The sequence below is a fragment of the Pontibacter sp. SGAir0037 genome (assembly GCF_005491705.1).
Taxonomy (GTDB): Bacteria; Bacteroidota; Bacteroidia; order Cytophagales; family Hymenobacteraceae; genus Pontibacter.
In genome coordinates, this window is the sequence record NZ_CP028092.1 from 1778262 (window position 1) to 1795884 (window position 17623).

Here is a 17623-nt window from a genome sequence, read left to right on the forward strand (position 1 = left end):
CGTTTTGGAAGAACTTACAGTTCTTCCAAAACGCTTTCTACCTGCGCCTGCACCTTTTTATAGCTGGCATTGAAATTTGAAATGGCTTCTTCCGACCAACCCCGCCATAGGAGTTCATTCGTCTGTGGCTGAACCAGGTCAACGATCAGGGTGCCTTGTTTGAACAAGTCTACAGAACGATAACCGGGCATATCTTCGTGTTTATAGTTATAGCGGTAGCCTGCCATATATGCATAGCTGTAGCCAAAGCCTGGAGGATAGGTGCCGGGGGCATCCTTTTCAAGCGGAACCGAAACACTTACATCGTATGCAACAAGCAGATCCGGATCAGAGGTTACCTTCTGATAGCCTCTTTCTTTCAGTTCTGCCTCAATAGCCTGTCTCAGGTTTTTATCCAGGCTTTTACCAAAGCTCTTCTCAAATTCAACTGGTGCAGCGGGCTGGTCCTGGTACCACGCATAGGTTTTGGGTTTACCCAATGCTGCTTCGGGCGCAGCTATGCTGCTGGTACGGTTAATGCCCGAGGTGGCCACACAGGCAGTAAATAAAACAGATAAAAGTAACGAGCAAAGGCCTGAGGCAAATCTGTTCTTCATGTAGAGTACAGTGTTAAAGCTTTCCAATAGTTTTACTTATAAACGTTTACCCGAAACAAAAGAGTTAAAAAAGCAACGATTAACGGTTTTCTTTCAGGTGATTAATATCATTCCTGCTGCCAGCAAGGCTGTATAGCTTTGCAGCAAATTAGAAATGCAAATATTAAAAACATCTGGCAGAGCTTAAAGGTATAGCCTATAAAGTTTATAAGAAAATGACTCATACGAATCCTAACTATGCGACAGCCGAAGAGGCACTGTCAGTAATTAAATCAGGCGACCGTGTGTTTATGCAGGGAAGCGCTGCCACACCTCAGTACCTGCTTCACAAATTGGCAGAACGTGCCTCAGAGCTCCGAAATGTAGAACTTGTCAGTATCACAACTTATGGAGAAATCCCCCTGACGGAAGAACGTTATCAAGATTCGTTTTTTATTAACTCGCTCTTTGTTTCTGCCAATGTGCGGGATGCCGTAAACAGCGGCCGCGGAGACTATGTACCAGTTTTTTTAAGTGAAATCCCGCACTTGTTCCGTTCCGGTATCCTGCCCTTAGATGTAGCAATTGTGCATGTTTCGCCACCCGATAAACATGGCTACTGCTCATTAGGGGTTTCTGTAGACGTAACCCGCGAAGCTGTACTGAGCGCAAAGCATGTAATTGCGCAGGTAAATCCGCAAATGCCGAGAACACATGGCGATGGCTTGATTCATGTGAGCCGATTTAATGTGCTGGTAGAGGTAGACGAGGCCTTACCGGAAGTAGATTACAGCGAGCGTATCACAAGCAAAGAGGAAACAATTGGCCGTTATATAGCAGAAATGGTGGAAGATGGTGCCACCCTGCAAATGGGTATAGGCGCTATTCCCGATGCTGTACTGGGTAGCCTTACCAACCACAAAGAACTGGGTATCCATACTGAAATGTTTTCCAATGGCGTGATGCCGCTCATCGAAAAAGGTGTGATCACCAACGAACACAAATACCGTCACCCGGGCCGCATAGCAACAGGGTTTATAGTGGGAAACCGCAAACTATACGATTTTGTAGATGACAACCCGCTTATCCTGATGCAGCGCACCGATTATGTGAATGATGTCTCCATTATCCGCTCAAACCCAAAGGTAACGGCAATAAACAGTGCCATCGAAATAGATTTAACAGGCCAGGTAGTGGCTGATACCATTGGCACAAAGCAGTTCTCCGGCATTGGCGGCCAGATGGACTTTGTCAGAGGCGCGGCCTTGTCAGCCGGAGGCAAGCCTATTATTGCGCTTCCTTCTGTCACGGCCAAAGGTATTTCCAGAATTACGCCTTTCATCAACCAGGGAGCGGCTGTTACCACTACCCGGGCTCACGTACACTATGTGGTTACAGAATATGGTGTCGCTTATTTATACGGAAAAAATCTGCGCCAGAGGGCAAAAGAGCTTATTCGTATTGCTCACCCCGACCACCAGGAGAACCTGGAACGGGAAGCCTATTCCCGCTTCAAACATCTGTAAGCAGAAGCAACATAAACAGGAAATTTCCGTGTAAGAGCAACAGCTATATTGTTGCTCTTACTATCTATGGAAGATATTGCCACCTATGTACCTTCTCCGCCGCCGCACTGGGTAGAGCGTTTTGCTAAATTTGGCTTAACGGCCAAAGGTATTGTATACTGCCTTGTTGGCACAATCGCCTTTATGGCAGCCTTCCGCATCAACGGCAACTCAACCGAAGATGCCAGCCGCAGCAGCGTGTTCAGTTTTATTTTGCAACAGCCATTCGGACAGGTTTTGCTGGCGCTCATTGCTGTGGGACTGCTATGTTTTGCTTTGTGGAGGATTATACAGGCTGTGAAGGATACCGAACAGAAAGGTTCTGACCCCATGGGCATTGGCCGCCGTATCAGCTACGCCTTCAGCGGGATTGTATATGGCTCATTTGCTGTGCTGGCTGCTAAGATGGTTATGGGCAGCCGGGGTTCCGATGGAGGCGAGGATTCAAGGCAAACGCTGGCCAGGGAGTTACTGCAGCAACCTTTCGGGCAATGGCTGGCAGGCGCAGTGGCAATCGGCACCATGATCTGGGGGTTGTCCCAAATTTACCGTTCATTTTCAGGTAAGTATAAAAAATCTGTTCAGCGGGCGCACCACACCCGAACCACCGAGAACATCCTTCTAAAAACAGGCAAGGTTGGCTATCTGGCAAGAGGAGTAGTCTTAAACATCATTGGTTACCTGTTCCTGAAAGCCGCCCTGGATGCAAACCCGCAGGAAGCGGGGAATACCACCAGTGCTTTCCGATTTTTACAGGAATCTTCCTATGGTTCCTTTTTACTCGGTACTGTAGCACTTGGACTGATTTGCTATGGAATCTTTATGTTTGTAAGGGCCCGGTACCAGGCTTTATAATTAGCCGCAAGAGGTATTTAATTAGTCACCTGTGGCAGACACCCATTAATAAGCTAATTATCAATATTTTACCTTTTTAGTGCAGCTTGCAATAATCAGCAGCATACTGAAAACACGCTGCGTAAACACTGTACCCTGAGCATTGCTAAACCCGGCAGAATATCAGGATTTCATGCCCTTTAGCAAAGATTTGCCCATTATAACAAAACATTGATTATCAATAATTTAATTATTTACATTTTCCCAAAATGGAAAACTTTACTAATTAATGTTTATTTGGTATCATATTGTAGTATATTTGATAATCAGAACTGAGTGTGCTAGAGTACTTTCATGAAAAATTCCAATTTCAAGATTTTTATCCTCGATGACGATGTATGGTATAGCGAGTTGCTTGAGTATCATCTTTCTTTAAATCCCGATTACGAACTTAAGAAATTTCATTCTGCCAAGGATTGTCTTACCAGCATGTATGAGCGGCCTGATGTTGTTACATTGGACTATTCTTTACCTGATAAAAATGGCGATGAAGTACTAAAGAAAATCAAAGAGCAGAATCCGGATACGCAGGTTATTATTATTTCCGGCCAGGAAGACGTGGCTACTGCTGTTGATCTGCTCAAAAAAGGCGCTTACGATTATATCGTAAAAGATGAAGAAACACCTGAACGTGTCTGGAATACGGTTAACAAAATCAGGGAAAACGTATCGCTGCGGGAAGAGATTAACCAGCTGCGGGAACAGATAGGCCAGAAGTACGATTTCGGCAACATTATCATAGGCAATAGCGAAGCTATCAAACGTGTCTTCACGATGATGGATAAAGCTGCCAAAACCAACATCACGGTTTCGATAACAGGAGAAACAGGTACAGGTAAGGAACTGGTTGCAAAAGCTATTCACTACAACGGCATCAAAAAAAAGATGCCCTACGTGGCCGTAAACGTAGCAGCCATACCCAGAGAACTTATCGAAAGCGAGCTTTTCGGTCATGAAAAAGGAGCCTTTACCGGAGCTGTGTCCCGCCGCCTAGGCAAGTTCGAAGAGGCCAATAAAGGCACTATTTTCTTAGATGAAATCGGCGAGCTGGACATCAGCCTACAGGCAAAATTACTGCGTGTGCTGCAGGAAAAAGAAATAACCCGGGTTGGTGGAAATACTGTAGTTCCTGTTGATGCGCGCATAATTGTAGCTACTCACAAGAACCTGGCGGATGAAGTTAAAAAAGGTAACTTCCGGGAAGACCTTTACTACCGTTTGCTTGGTTTGCCTATCCACCTGCCTGCCCTGCGTGAGCGCGGCAGCGATATCCTGGTACTTGCCAAGCACTTTATAGATGCCTTCGCCAAGGAAAACGGCATGGCCAGAAAAACTTTATCTTCGGGAGCGCAGGAAAAGCTTCTCTCCTACTCTTTCCCGGGTAACGTGCGCGAACTGAAGGCCCTGGTAGAACTGGCTGTTGTACTGGCCGATGAAGATGTGATACAGGAGCATGACATCAATTTTCATGCGAACAACGCCGAAAAAGACTTCCTGGCTACGGAGAGAACCCTGAAACAGTTCACAGCAGACATCATACAATACTACCTGGACAAGTATGATCAGAATGTTTTGCTTGTGGCCGACAAACTCGACATTGGTAAATCTACTATTTACCGTATGATACAGAATAAAGAGCTTCGGGTGAAATAATACCGAAGCCCTTGCAGTAACTGAACTATAACCTTTGTTCTCTTTTAGAACATACCTTTTCCACTGTTATCAACTAAAAGTCCAATCAGTTATAGCAACAATATAAGATTGGAAAGGCTTATTTTACTTTACCACAATGATTTATCCGATCATGAACCATAACATAATTTTTTGGTTTAAATTGTAGGTTGTAAATCCTGTTCAATGGAAATGATTCATGATGTAGCATTACTTCGCCAGGAACTGGAGCAAGAGAGGCAGGCTCGCCTTAAGGCTCAGGAACTGGCGCAGGAATATGAGAAAGAGCTGCACTACCTGCGAAACGATAAAGCAGTTAGCGGAGCTCTTATGGCTCAGAAAGAGAAATTTAATACAGTGTTATTATCCCTTTTTAACTATTCCCAGTCAGCTATTCTGGTGATAGATTCAACCGGTGTCATAATGCTGATTAACCAGACCTTTTGTACTTTCTTTGGCATCGATCAGCATCCAAACGAACTTTTGGGCTATCCGGCTGATTATCTGAATCGCTTTCGACTACTTAACAATGTTTCTTCTAACTTAATATGTCAGCCTGATGCGTTCAGCACGAGCCTAGAGGAATTTACTTTACCGAATGGGGTAGTACTTGAGCAGGAAAGCTTTCAGGTGAAACTGGATGAACTAACGCATGGCTGTGCTTTTATTTACAGAGATATAACAGCCCGGATTCAAGCCAGAAATACCCTGGAATTCCTGTCTGAGCTACAGGCTGATTATCCTTACCCGGTTATTAGGCTCAGCTATAGTGGCGAAATAATCTTTATGAATGATGCCGGCCAGCAGCTGTTTAACGGAGTAAGAAAGAACTGGGAGAATGGCTTTAAACGGCTATTGATGCAGAAACTGAGCAAGTTTGAAACTGCAGGAACAAAAAACTCTCTTGAAACCTATATCAACGAAAAATACTATCTTCTTTTTTTCGTCCCGTTAAAATCCAAAGGCTACGTTAATATTTATCTAACTGATATAACAGAAAGACGTAAAGCCGAGCTTGCGCTGGAAGAAAGCCAGCAGATGGTGCGAAAAATTACGAGCACGGTTCCTAATATTATCTACATCTATGATGTTGAACAGAAGAAACTGGTGTACGCTAACCAGCACGTTGCTTCTGTTTTGGGCTTCCATCTCGATGAAATAGAAACCGTTTCGAGCCAACAACTGGCAGACAAAGTAGTGCCGGAAGATCTGGATAAAGTACTTCACCATATAGAACAGGTGTGTGTGGCTGCGGATGGCCAGGTGCTGGAAGTAACCTATCGCATTACCACTAAAAGCGGGGAATTAAAAGAGCTTTATTGCCGGGAAACGGTCTTTAAAAGAAAAGAGAACGGACAGGTAACACAGATTATCGGTTCTTCGGAGGATGTTACTCAATTACGGGAGAAGAACAGGCAGATTCTGGAACAAAAAGAGTTTTACGAGTCTATTCTAAACCACATTCCTTCCGACATAGCTGTTTATAACAACAGGATGCAGTACCTTTTTGTAAATCCTGCTGCCATTCCGGATCAGGGCATACGCGAGTGGCTGATCGGTAAGAACAACGAAGATTATTGCACCTACAGAAATGTTCCTTTTGCGCGTTTCCAGAACCGGCAAAACCACCTCGAAAGCGTTTTCGAGCTAAAGAAAAGAATTGAGTTCGAAGAAAAGTTAACAGACGCTAAAGGCAACAGTTCCTACCATATCCGCCGGTTAAACCCTGTTCTGGACCAGAAAGGAGAGGTAAACCTGGTCATAAGTCACGGACTGAACATTACAGACTTGCGCAAGGCACAGGATGCTATTGTTGCCAGCGAAGCCCAGAACAGAGCCATTCTGGCGGCTATTCCTGACCTGATCTTTATTATCGACAAAGACGGTATCTGCCTCGACATGAAGAATGTGGAGCAGGAGCATTTACTGGTTTCAAAGGATAAGGTTGTAGGAAAACACATCAAAGAATCTTTGCCGGATAAAATAACCACTCCTACGCTGCAAATTATCTCCCGCGTATTAAGCTCCGGGATTTCAGAGAAAACAGAATATGAGCTGGAATTACAAAATACGATCAAGCATTTCGAGGGCAGAATAATTAAGTACAATGCTGATCAGATACTGGCTATCATTCGTGATATTACAGAAGAACTGGAAACAGCCAAAGAGGTAAAAGAGAAAAACGATTTTATCCAGCTTGTTCTGGATAGCAGCCCGAGTCTGATCTATGTAAAAGATGGTTCGAGTAAGTTTGTGCTGGCTAACCAGGAATTCGCGAATCTGCTGGACAGGCCGGTAGAGCAAATCATCGGCTCTACTAACCTCGAACTTGCCTTTTTAGAAGAGGAAGGCGATGTATATACGCAGATTGACCGTCAGGTAGTTGAAGAGAAGCGCGAGATTGTGGTAGAGGAAAAGTATACTATGTCTAACGGCGAGGTAGTCTGGCTAAATACGGTTAAACGGCCTATTACGACAGCTAAAGGAGAAGTGCACATTTTAGGTATTTCCACGAACATAACAGACCAGAAACTATCCACACAGCGCCTTGCGCAGAGTGAGGAACTACACCGCCTGCTTTCCGAAAACTCTAAAGATCTTATTTCTTTACACGATATCAACGGTACCTATTTATATGTTTCCAGGGCCTCAGAAGAACTGCTGGGCTTTATGCCTGAAGAAATTATAGGTTTGTCGCCCTTTGATTTCACGCATCCTGATGATGTTCCGGCAGTATCAGAAAAAATTTCAACAGCCCTGATGCAGAAAAAGAATGTTTCGGTGCAGTATAGAAAGCGTAATAAGCAGGGGGATTATCTGTGGGTTGAGACTGATATTAAGCCTATATTAGATGAGAACGGCGAAATAAAAAAGGTGCAGTCTTCGCTGAGGGATATCTCTGACCGGAAAAACTCTGAAGAAACGATAAAAAACAGCGAGAAGAAATACAGAGACCTGGTTAACTACAGCCAGGCCTATATCTGTACGCATGACATGGAAGGTACCATTCTTTCTGTTAACCCTTACTTACTCGAGAAGCTCGGCTACCAGGAACATGAAATGGTGGGCAGAAAGATCAATAGCTTCTTCCCGCTACGCTACCAGGCCTATTTCAAAGATTATTTGCAACAGTTCGAAACAGAGAGCGTCGTCCCGGGAGTTTTAACCATTTTAAACAAAGAAAAAGAAGAACGCTACCTGCAATACCAGACCTACAAGGTGCAGGAGCCTGATGTGGAACCCTTTATCATTGCTATTGCCCAAGACATAACTGATCGGATGCTCACGGAGCGCGAACTCGTAAAAGCAAAAGAAGCGGCTGAAGAGTCTGCCCGGGTAAAAGAAAATTTCCTGGCAAACATGAGCCACGAGATCAGAACACCAATGAACGGAATTTTGGGCATGGCTGGTTTATTAAGTAAAACAGCGTTAAACGGCTCTCAGCAGAATTGCCTCAAAATAATAAAGCAATCTGCCGATAATCTTCTGGTCGTTATCAACGATATCCTGGATATAGCTAAGATAGAAGCTGGTAAACTGGAACTGGAGTCTATCCCTTTTAATATTTTAGATACGGTTAAGGCAGCGTTTCAGACTTTTATTTACAAGGCTGAAGAAAAGGAAATCGGCTATCACTTTAAGCCATTCCACCTCCGACACCAGCTGCTGATCGGAGATCCGTACCGCCTGAACCAGGTACTGCTGAACATGCTCAACAATGCCATCAAATTTACAGATAGCGGTAGCGTCACGTTAAGTGGCGAAATAGTGGAAGAAACAGAAGATGCCACCACGCTGTGCTTTACCGTAGAAGATACAGGTATAGGAATACCCACGAGCAAGTTCGAAACTATTTTTGAAGGCTTTACCCAGGCTTACTCCAGCACTACCAGAAAATATGGGGGTACCGGTCTTGGGCTGAGCATCTGTAAAAACCTGATGGAAATGCAGGGCGGCCGCATTTGGGTAGAGAGCAAAGAAGGCAGGGGCAGTATCTTTAAAATACAGATCACTTATCCTAAATCGAAAGACCAGCAAATGGTTATTCACCAGGCGCAGGAGACCGATTTTTATAGCCTTGCGAGTGTAAAAGTACTTTTGGCTGAAGATAATGAGGTAAACGTTTTCCTGGCTAAGTCTATTCTGGAAGGATGGAACTTTGCTGTTGATGTTGCCTATAACGGCCGGGCTGCAACAGAACTGGTGGAGCAAAACAGGTACGACATTATCCTGATGGACATTCAAATGCCCGAAATGAGTGGTATAGATGCCACCCTACATATCCGTTCTCATCAGAATCCGACAATAGCCGGAATCCCAATCATTGCCTTAACAGCTAATGCCTTAAAAGGCGATGCGGAAAAGTATATGAGTGCGGGAATGAATGATTACATATCCAAACCTTTTGATGAAGAAGTATTATTTTCTAAAATAGAAGCATTACTGCCCCATAAAAAAGTGACAAACGAAAGAAATAACAGACCTATAGAACAAAAAGAGAATTCAAACGAAAGCCAGGAGCAGCTATACGATTTGTCGTTGCTGCACAAGATGTCGAGAGGAAATGAGGCATTTATAAACCGGACCAAGCAACTGTTCGTGGATACCGTGCCGGCTACTGTAGAAGAGCTAAGTACGAAAGCAGAACAGGCCGACTGGCTTGGTGTTAGCTCAGCAGCCCACAAGCTAAAATCTACTATTGACACGATGCGAATTGAAAAACTGAAGGAGGTAGTGCGTCAAATCGAGACAGATGCTAAAAAATCAGAAAACCTGGCGGATATTCATAGCAATATTCAATATTTAACCCAGGTTATGCAGCAGGTAATTGAAAAACTGAGGCAGGATCAATAAAAATTAATTTTAAGCTACCGCTTAATAATAAAGTACCTGTATGATTAGTGGCATTGCCTTACAGGCCGCTAATCATACAGGTACATCTTCTCGAAGCCGATAACCACAGTTACTGCAGTAGTTGGCATCTTTTGCATGCCCTTCTTTATGGCAATTAGGGCACACAATTGTGTTGCCCGCTTTTCTGTCGGCCTGCGCCAGTTCTACGGTAACAATGCCGGTAGGCACTGCAATTATACCATAGCCGGTAATCATCAGGCAGCTGGCCAGAAACTGACCAAGCGGTGTAACCGGTGAAATATCGCCGTAACCAACAGTAGTTAAAGTAACTATTGCCCAGTAAATACTAACGGGTATGCTGGTAAAGCCACTCTCAGCTCCCTCCACCACGTACTGCACCGTGCCAACAATTATAACCAACGTTATTACTGTTCCGATAAAGACGGTAATCTTGGGTAAACTTGCCCGTAAGGCATTGGCCAGTATCTGGCCTTCATAGATAAAGTGGGTCAGCTTTAATATCCGGGCCATCCTCAGCAACCTTAGTGCTCTTATTACCAGCAGGTACTGAGCCCCGACTATAAAGAGGCTTAAATAAGTCGGAATAATAGCCAGAAAGTCAATAATGCCTAAAGCTGAAAAGATGTAGCGGGCCGGTTGTGGCGAACTGTAAATCCTCAGAAAATATTCTATGGTAAAAACTAAGGTCAGCCCCCACTCTACTGCCATTAACACCTGCAGGTATTCGCGTCTGATAGCTGTTATACTTTCCAGCATAACAGTGAGTATACTAATAGAAATAAAGACCAGCAACCCTATATCAAACGCTTTTCCGGCAGGTGTTTCAGCTTCGAAAATAACGGTATAGAGTGTGTCCTTTATGCGCTTCATCTATCTTGATGGCTTGTTGGTATGTATACGGTGTTTCAGATCCTAACGAACAGCTGAAGCAAACTTAAAAGCTAGAAACAACCTGCACCGAATCTTTCTTTAACTTAGCTGCCAGGAATCGCCTGATCTGCTGTTCATTTTCCCTGATTCTGGCTGCGTCTGCCCTGCCAGCTCTGTTCTGGGTATTTCTGCCAGGTTTTTCCCAATCAATCATCACCACCATTACCGTATCTTGCTTCGACTGCTGGTTGGTGATCAGCATTTCCCCGATCTGCAGCTTGGTAACATTCGGGTACAGCAGTTTAAGATCGGAAGTAGCATTGGCAGTGGTATAAACAGTGCTTTGCCTGCGCAAGCTGTCTAACCTGCTCTGCTGCATTTTCTGAATCTCAACCGTCTTCAGAAAGTCTTTGGTAATATTATTGGTTACTTCCGAAGCCATCTCTCTGACCTCATCAGGCGAAATATCCAGTTGGATCAGCTTTACCTTGTAAGAAGGCAGATCATTCTCTTCCAGCACCTGGTTATAGTGGCTGGCTACGCTTTCATCTACCTTATTGCCAACACTGTATATTTTGATTGTATTGATAGAATCTGTTTGCGCTACTTCCCATTTAATAATTTCATTCTCACGATTGGTATAATCGCTGATGATCAGGTTCTCGATCTTCTTTCTTGTCTGTACTCCCTGGTAAATATTATAGAGAAAATAGATGCTGGGGGAAACAACTATAAACAGTGCAACAGCCATTATCCTGGCTACACGTCTTTCTGTCTCTTTGTTGATATATGTCTTTGTATGAAATTTAAGATACTTTACAATAAGAAAGGTAGCCAGGCTTATAAAAACCGCATTGATAAAGAACAGGTAAAAGCCTCCAAAAAAGAAGTCGAACCTGCCCAGTGCCAGGCCATAACCTGCAGTACAGAGCGGAGGCATTAAAGCAGTTGCAATGGCTACCCCCGGTATGGCATTCGATTTATCTGATCTCGAAATTGATATGATACCTGCCACACCCCCAAAAAACGCCACCATCACATCCAGTAAAGTGGGTGTAGTACGGGCCAGCAGTTCATTGGTTGGCTCGCCGAGCGGCGTTATTTTAAAATAAAGTGTACTAAAGAAAAGGCCGGCAATAGCTGCAATAGAGAGGTTTTTCAAAGAGTCTATCATCATTTCCCTATCGTTGATGCCAACCGCCAGGCCTACACCCAATATAGGAGACATCAGGGGAGAAACAAGCATGGCCCCGATTATCACAGCTCCAGAACCAGTATCCAAACCAATAGAAGCCAGAATAGCCGAACAGATCAGCATCCAGGTGTTGTTGCCACGAACAGGTATCTTATCGTTTATTTCGCGTATAGTGCCTGCTTCGTCTGTCTGGGGTAAAATATCTAAAATCTTATCAATCGAATTTTTTATTGCATTTAGAGGCATGAAATATGCTGGTTGGTCAAAACAGGGTAAAAATAGCTTTTTTAGCTAAAGTAGCCTAATCTGTCAGGCTGAGCAATGGCAAGTCCTTCGCAAGCACCTTCATTGCATTTATTTCTTTCAGGTGACGGTTTATCATCTCCTTGTCTCCCGGGTCTGATAGCGATTTCCTGGACGCATGCACCAGCAGCAGTGCTTCTTTGTAAAGGATCTGTCGGCGATGTATAAAATGAATGGTTATATACAGCAGGTTTTTGAACATGTACAGCAGTCGTGACATTACCAGGCTGTCGTGCTTCCCATAGTTTCGGATTGAAGACAGGCAAAGCGAAAACAAGTGATCAAATGTCTCCTGCTTAAACCTGATTCTGACTACTTTCTCTTTATCAGCCACTAACTGCTCATCCGTCAGCTTCATGCGCAGGGCAAACAGTTCGGAGAGGTAATCGATGGCTTTCATAGCCGTACCAGGATCGTTTACGCTTGGGCTCAGTGCTTTTACAGCACTTTCTGTAATCTGCTTAAAGCCATACAAATAATTTAAATCCGGCAGCTCTCCCTGTCCATAGTTTACATGTGCTGCTAACTCTTTGCAAAATTCCTCCAGTTCTGCCACCGGCCTGTTGATACGCACAAAAGGAGTTGCCTCAAGTACATAATTCCCCAAAGGCTGAAGAAACTCCATCACCACATCATATTTATAACACAATGCCAGCACCGACTCCAGGTCTATACTTTGCACATAGCCTGAACGGGGACTATTCAGCTCCACCCAGGTGGCTTCTTCGAATGCTTTCGTAACCAGAAGATGCTTATCCTGCCGGATGAGCTGCTCTAGCTTCTTTTTGGTTATGCGATGAATGCCCGCTAAAATATGATCAATCTGGATAGACTGCGAAATGGAATGGATAAAGTAAACAAAACATCCCAGGCATACGAAGGTAAATGCCATAGACAAGAAAACAGCAATACCCGGTAGCTCTTCATAATAACTTTCGGAACGGATATTGACCATGATGATGAGGGAGTAAATAAGTGTTCCGAGGTATATACCCAATATTTTCTGGTTTGACTGATGGGAGATGAGTCCGGGAATAACTCGCGGTGAAAAATTAGAGCCAGCCTGGTTCAGCACCAGCATCACCATTGTAAAACTGAACACAATGAGCGATATGATACCTGTTGCAATTGAGTTTAAGATGGTGTGTGCTGTCTCGCCGCTTGTAATGATTAAGAAAGGAAATCTGTCGTGCAGTCCCTCACTGATTCCCTTGGTTTCGAGGTAAACCATCAGGATTGCCAAAGCAGCAAACAGTACACTGATCAAAGTGGGGAAGAACCCTATGCTACTGATGATGTAATAGTAGATAAGCTTGATCTTACTTAAAATTTTCTTCATGAAGTAAGGGGACTGATTTCCTGAATTGGCGTAATACCTGTTCCTTCTACTTCAATTCTGATCTTATGGTTAAAACAAAAATGCTGCTCCAGGTGCCGGAACAGCATTTTACAAATCAAAAAACCTTCTTGTATATTTTGCTTTTACATACCATCTATGGTTAAACCACTTGGTTCGGATTTAGCTTAACTATAACAAGAAGCTAATACGGAAGGCTTTGCACAGCTATGGTAGCCTGCTGATGTTGCTGCCTGCTTTTACAATTGGCACAGGCGCCGGAGCAAGGCTTGCGCTTTAGCTGCCTGAATGTAAGAATGGGAAACCTTGTGTGATAGGCCCTGGTTTTTATATAGTTACTGCTGAACAAACGCTTTAACAAATAATTATCCTGCGTTGCCATAATCAGCATATCGGCGGCAGCAAGTTCGGCAAAGTCACTGATCCCTTCCAGCACATCCTCCTCTTCCAACAATTTAAAACTAATATTTTTATCTTTCCATCTTTGCTGCAAGTGGGTCATAGCGGCTTTATAGCTGCTCAGGTACTGTCGCTCGCTCCTATCAAATACCTGCACAAATGTTAAATGAGCTCCCACCTGGCTTGCAAAGGCAATAATCTGTTTTAGTACGTGCTCTTCCTGGTCTGTGAAGTCGGTTGCAAATACCAGGTTCTCCAGCTTGTGATACCTGGCAGTACACGGCACGACCAGCACCGGGCAGGCAACCAGCTCCATCACCACTGCCGCATGGTTTGGGTCGGCCTGCTCCTCTTCCTGGTGTAGCGGGCAGGTCTCCATTAAAACCAGGTCTGCTGCATAATCCTGCACAACAGCCACAATACAATCAGACACCGTACCAGGGCGAACCACACACTCAAACCCAACGCCCCTGGCTCTGAACTTCATCTCCTGTGATAAAATGCGTTCACCGAACGCGCGCAACAGCTTTATATGCTGATTCTGCTGCGTGTAGGTGAGGTCCTTTGTCTGGCTGGTAAACAGCAGAAGTAGCTCTGCTCCCATTGTTTCAGCCAGGTTGCCAGCATAACGAAGCAATTCTTCACTTTCTTTATTGAACTGTACTGGAACCAGTATTCGCTTCACATACTTTGACTTGCACATAGTTTTCTTTTCCGGTTTTATGGTCTCTTTCCTGAAGCCGCAAATTAGAGCTGTAGCACCAGCTAAAAAATGACGAATATCAGCGTTAAAGAATTTTGCCTAATTAATTGTGAATGCGTAATGATTTTTTAGCTGTTTCAGGATCGTTGCGCCGCATTTAGAAGGTAATTTCATGAAACTACTTTCTTGTTTTTTTTATGCCGCGAAGCCTAAGGTTTATGGCAGCAGCTCATTTCGGTGGTGTGGCTGGCGGTTTGCACTACTTTTGGGCTGAGGTACGGAATGCCTAAGCCCATTCCACGCACTATAAAAAGCATGGCCAGGCAAATGCCGACATAAGGCACCAGCTTATTGAACGTATGGCGAAGCTTCAGACTGATGAGTTTTCCGGAAAGAGATACCAGGAACATCAGCGGAAAGGTTCCGAAGCCAAACAACAGCATATACAGCATAGCTCCCCCTATACCGGGTGCACTGATAGCTCCTGCGAGGGCAATGTACACAAAGCCGCAAGGCAGCAGGCCGTTCAGCAATCCAACCATAAACAAGGCACCTAAATTTTGCTTGCGAAAGAAATACCCAAGTTTCTTTCTGAGCCAGTTCATCGCTCTATCTGTACGCAAAACACTAGAAGCCTTGCCTTTTAAAGCAGCGGGTAAAACCAGCAGTAAAAGAATAATAATGCCGGAAACAATGGAAACCGTTTGTTGTAATCCCGCTAACTGTAATGATTGCCCGAATACACCTGCCAAAGCCCCTAGAGAAGAATAGGTTACTATTCTCCCCCCATTGTACAGGAGCCGGCCAGCATAGTAACGCCAGCCGCTGCTCCCGCCAAATGGTAAGGCCATCGCTATAGGGCCGCACATCCCGACACAATGGAAACTGCCGACTAAACCAAATAAAAATCCTGCCCAGATCATGGCCTTATTTCAATTGAATGGATTGTTCTGCATAATAGGCAGCTTCGCCCGCATGAAAATTCACGCGCACCTTCCACAGCCCCTTTTCAAGCCCTTGAGCTTCGATAAGCTGGCTCAGATCTCTACCTAATTGTAAAGGCAGCTGCTGGTCCAGCTTATCATTAGAAGGACGAAAAAGATCTATTTTACCTGCCACTGCCTGTCCTTTAAAGCTTTCAGGTAACTGCAACAGGATAGTCTGGTTTGCTTCGTTGTAACTGATGACAACATCCCCGGCTGCCCTGGTTCTGTCTACGGTGTTAATATGCTCCTGGAAAGCAATTTCCTGTTCATAGTAATTCTTACTTACCAAGTTCACATCCAGGTGCATGGCTTTGTAAACAAAAGAAGCGATATAGCCCATAAAAAGAAGCATACAACCAACTATAGCATAAGGCCATAGCGTGAAGCTTTTTTTCTGTTGATTATTTCCGGTTGTCATAGTAGATATCTTTTAAATATTTTAGAAGAATGCTTTGTCCTGCAGAAGGAGGTTTGTTTGCTTATGCTCACCCAGGCATTTTCCGGAGCAACAGCCTTTCATTTCAATTCCTGGTACTTTATTAATCAAACCTTTTACTTAGCCGGAGCCAGAAATTTTGTTTCCTGCTTTGTAATCAGTTCATTGCCGTGGTACACCCCTATTTCTATCTTAGAGTTCATGCCGTGTAACTGTGATTTTGGTATTTCGGTGAAGAAAACGCCCTCTGCTATGCCTTGTGCAGGTAAAATCAGATCATTCCCGATCACTTTTATGGCTCCCTCCTGTGAAAGCAGTTTGAGAGTAAGCGGCATCTCGGCATTTGTTTTATTGATCACAGAAATGTTATACAGGTTTTTAATGGTGCCTGCTTCTGTTTTCTGGTATAGTTGGCCCGGCGTACGCAGGATGGTTGCTTCAGCGTCGTCTCGGGTTAGAAGTAAGGTACTAAGAGCAGCTACCAGTAGTACCAGTATAGCTGAATAACTCATGACACGCGGTGTAAACAGCATCCATTTTTTGCCCTCCGCAATACCCTCCTCTGAATCGTACCGGATCAGTCCTTCCGGTTTTTCAATCATGCGCATTATGTTATTGCAGGCATCTATGCAGGCGGTACAATTAATGCACTCCAGTTGCTGCGCTCCGTTCCGGATGTCTATACCCGTAGGGCAAACCTGCACACATTGATTGCAGTCGATGCAATCTCCCTGGGTCCGCTGCTGCCCTTTGCGCAGTTTTCCACGTGGTTCGCCCCGTACATAGTCGTAGGCTATGGCCATGCTTTTCTTATCCAGCATAACCCCTTGCAGGCGACCATACGGGCAGGCAATGGTACAAACCTGCTCCCTGAAATAAGCAAAAACCCAGTAGAAAACCCCGGTAAAGGCAAGCAAAGCACCGAAACCGCCCAAATGGTTTACCGGGTTGTCTGTAACAATTGCCTTGAGGGCATCTATACCAATAATATAAGCCAGAAAAGTATTGGCAATTACAAAGGATATCAGTAGAAAGACAGTAGTTTTCGCTCCTTTTTTCAGGATTTTCTCTGTGTTCCAAGGCATTTTGTTTAAAGCCTTTTGCCTGGTATAATCGCCTTCAATGGCATACTCGACCCGGCGGAACACCATCTCCAGAAAAATAGTCTGCGGGCAAACCCAGCCACAAAAGAGGCGGCCGTATACTACTGTAAAAAGAATGATAAACACCATCATGGCCAGAAAAGCCAGCACCATGATAAAGAAATCCTGCGGCCAGAACAGCACACCAAATATCACAAACTTACGCTCCACCACATTCAGCATGAGCAGCGGTAAGCCGTTCATTTTGATGAACGGTCCTGCAAAAAGAAACGCAAGCAAGGTATAACTTACCCAGGAGCGATACTTATAAAGTTTGCCCTGGGGCTTTTTGGGATAAACCCAGACCCTTTTCCCTTCAGCGTCAACTGTGGAAATATGGTCCCGAAATTCATCGGTTGGTTTTGTTTTCGTTGTAGCTGTCATGGCAGTTTAATTTGTGCGGATATTAATCCTGCCTGTTTTATTTATAAAAGGTGAACTCTGAGATTAGAATAATCTGCTGGTACAAAATTCGATATTCGCCCCCTTTAAAAAGATGACCAAAGTCATTAGGCCAGCTGATTGTAATCAGTAAGGTTGCTCTGCTACTGCACTTATATAGCTAAATTCCTGCAGTAATTCTTTATGTGCGGTAGCTTCTGCATAACACAAACTGCCACCTGGTGCAACGCTCAGATCCAGTGCCAGGTCT

The 17623-nt window shown here is 44.3% G+C and carries 12 protein-coding genes; 4 read left to right on the forward strand and 8 right to left on the reverse strand.

All coding sequences use genetic code 11. The features are described 5' to 3' along the window. Nucleotides 1-14: 14 nt before the first annotated feature. On the reverse strand, nucleotides 15-596 hold the full coding sequence (locus tag C1N53_RS07350) for a DUF4136 domain-containing protein (RefSeq protein ID WP_137758695.1): 582 nt from the start codon (nucleotides 594-596) through the stop codon (nucleotides 15-17). Nucleotides 597-787: 191 nt separating this feature from the next. On the opposite strand from C1N53_RS07350, the gene C1N53_RS07355 reads away from it, so the two are divergent. The 4 genes from C1N53_RS07355 to C1N53_RS07370 all read left to right on the forward strand — a co-directional run bounded on the left by C1N53_RS07355 (nucleotide 788) and on the right by C1N53_RS07370 (nucleotide 9559). Further along, the gene (locus C1N53_RS07355) at nucleotides 788-2101 is read left to right on the forward strand and encodes an acetyl-CoA hydrolase/transferase family protein (RefSeq protein ID WP_256377501.1); all 1314 of its coding nucleotides are present in this window, start codon (nucleotides 788-790) and stop codon (nucleotides 2099-2101) included. Between the two features lie 66 nt (nucleotides 2102-2167). Beyond that, nucleotides 2168-2995, forward strand: coding sequence for a DUF1206 domain-containing protein (locus C1N53_RS07360; RefSeq protein ID WP_137758697.1), 828 nt, complete (start codon nucleotides 2168-2170; stop codon nucleotides 2993-2995). A gap of 333 nt (nucleotides 2996-3328) precedes the next feature. Then, complete coding sequence (locus C1N53_RS07365) at nucleotides 3329-4687, forward strand: sigma-54 dependent transcriptional regulator (RefSeq protein WP_137758698.1); 1359 nt, start codon at nucleotides 3329-3331, stop codon at nucleotides 4685-4687. Nucleotides 4688-4891: 204 nt separating this feature from the next. Beyond that, a complete protein-coding gene (locus C1N53_RS07370; RefSeq protein WP_137758699.1) occupies nucleotides 4892-9559 on the forward strand; it encodes a PAS domain S-box protein in 4668 nt (1555 codons plus the stop codon). A gap of 72 nt (nucleotides 9560-9631) precedes the next feature. On the opposite strand, the gene C1N53_RS07375 is transcribed toward C1N53_RS07370, so the two are convergent. The 7 genes from C1N53_RS07375 to ccoG form a co-directional block, all read right to left on the reverse strand. Further along, entirely contained in the window at nucleotides 9632-10450 is an 819-nt protein-coding gene (locus C1N53_RS07375) for an ion transporter (protein ID WP_137758700.1), read from the reverse strand. A 64-nt stretch (nucleotides 10451-10514) separates the two neighbouring features. Beyond that, nucleotides 10515-11891: a TIGR00341 family protein gene (locus C1N53_RS07380; protein ID WP_137758701.1), complete on the reverse strand. Its 1377-nt coding sequence runs from the start codon at nucleotides 11889-11891 to the stop codon at nucleotides 10515-10517. A gap of 55 nt (nucleotides 11892-11946) precedes the next feature. Then, nucleotides 11947-13287 (reverse strand): DUF2254 domain-containing protein, encoded by a 1341-nt coding sequence (locus C1N53_RS07385; protein WP_137758702.1) that lies wholly within the window; start codon nucleotides 13285-13287, stop codon nucleotides 11947-11949. Between the two features lie 202 nt (nucleotides 13288-13489). Then, nucleotides 13490-14407 (reverse strand): universal stress protein, encoded by a 918-nt coding sequence (locus tag C1N53_RS07390; RefSeq protein WP_137758703.1) that lies wholly within the window; start codon nucleotides 14405-14407, stop codon nucleotides 13490-13492. A gap of 209 nt (nucleotides 14408-14616) precedes the next feature. Beyond that, a complete protein-coding gene (locus C1N53_RS07395; protein ID WP_137758704.1) occupies nucleotides 14617-15330 on the reverse strand; it encodes a sulfite exporter TauE/SafE family protein in 714 nt (237 codons plus the stop codon). A 4-nt stretch (nucleotides 15331-15334) separates the two neighbouring features. Further along, the gene (locus C1N53_RS07400; protein ID WP_137758705.1) at nucleotides 15335-15811 is read right to left on the reverse strand and encodes a FixH family protein; all 477 of its coding nucleotides are present in this window, start codon (nucleotides 15809-15811) and stop codon (nucleotides 15335-15337) included. Nucleotides 15812-15945: 134 nt separating this feature from the next. Beyond that, the gene (ccoG, locus tag C1N53_RS07405) at nucleotides 15946-17355 is read right to left on the reverse strand and encodes a cytochrome c oxidase accessory protein CcoG (RefSeq protein ID WP_137758706.1); all 1410 of its coding nucleotides are present in this window, start codon (nucleotides 17353-17355) and stop codon (nucleotides 15946-15948) included. Between the last annotated feature and the right edge of the window lie 268 nt (nucleotides 17356-17623).

Coding starts and splice junctions, on each gene's coding strand:
- C1N53_RS07395 (WP_137758704.1), bottom strand. CDS start 15,330: ATGATCTGGGCAGGATTTTTATTTGGTTTAGTCGGCAGTTTCCATTGT.
- C1N53_RS07365 (WP_137758698.1), top strand. CDS start 3,329: ATGAAAAATTCCAATTTCAAGATTTTTATCCTCGATGACGATGTATGG.
- C1N53_RS07385 (WP_137758702.1), bottom strand. CDS start 13,287: ATGAAGAAAATTTTAAGTAAGATCAAGCTTATCTACTATTACATCATC.
- C1N53_RS07400 (WP_137758705.1), bottom strand. CDS start 15,811: ATGACAACCGGAAATAATCAACAGAAAAAAAGCTTCACGCTATGGCCT.
- ccoG (WP_137758706.1), bottom strand. CDS start 17,355: ATGACAGCTACAACGAAAACAAAACCAACCGATGAATTTCGGGACCAT.
- C1N53_RS07350 (WP_137758695.1), bottom strand. CDS start 596: ATGAAGAACAGATTTGCCTCAGGCCTTTGCTCGTTACTTTTATCTGTT.
- C1N53_RS07380 (WP_137758701.1), bottom strand. CDS start 11,891: ATGCCTCTAAATGCAATAAAAAATTCGATTGATAAGATTTTAGATATT.
- C1N53_RS07370 (WP_137758699.1), top strand. CDS start 4,892: ATGGAAATGATTCATGATGTAGCATTACTTCGCCAGGAACTGGAGCAA.
- C1N53_RS07375 (WP_137758700.1), bottom strand. CDS start 10,450: ATGAAGCGCATAAAGGACACACTCTATACCGTTATTTTCGAAGCTGAA.
- C1N53_RS07390 (WP_137758703.1), bottom strand. CDS start 14,407: ATGTGCAAGTCAAAGTATGTGAAGCGAATACTGGTTCCAGTACAGTTC.
- C1N53_RS07360 (WP_137758697.1), top strand. CDS start 2,168: ATGGAAGATATTGCCACCTATGTACCTTCTCCGCCGCCGCACTGGGTA.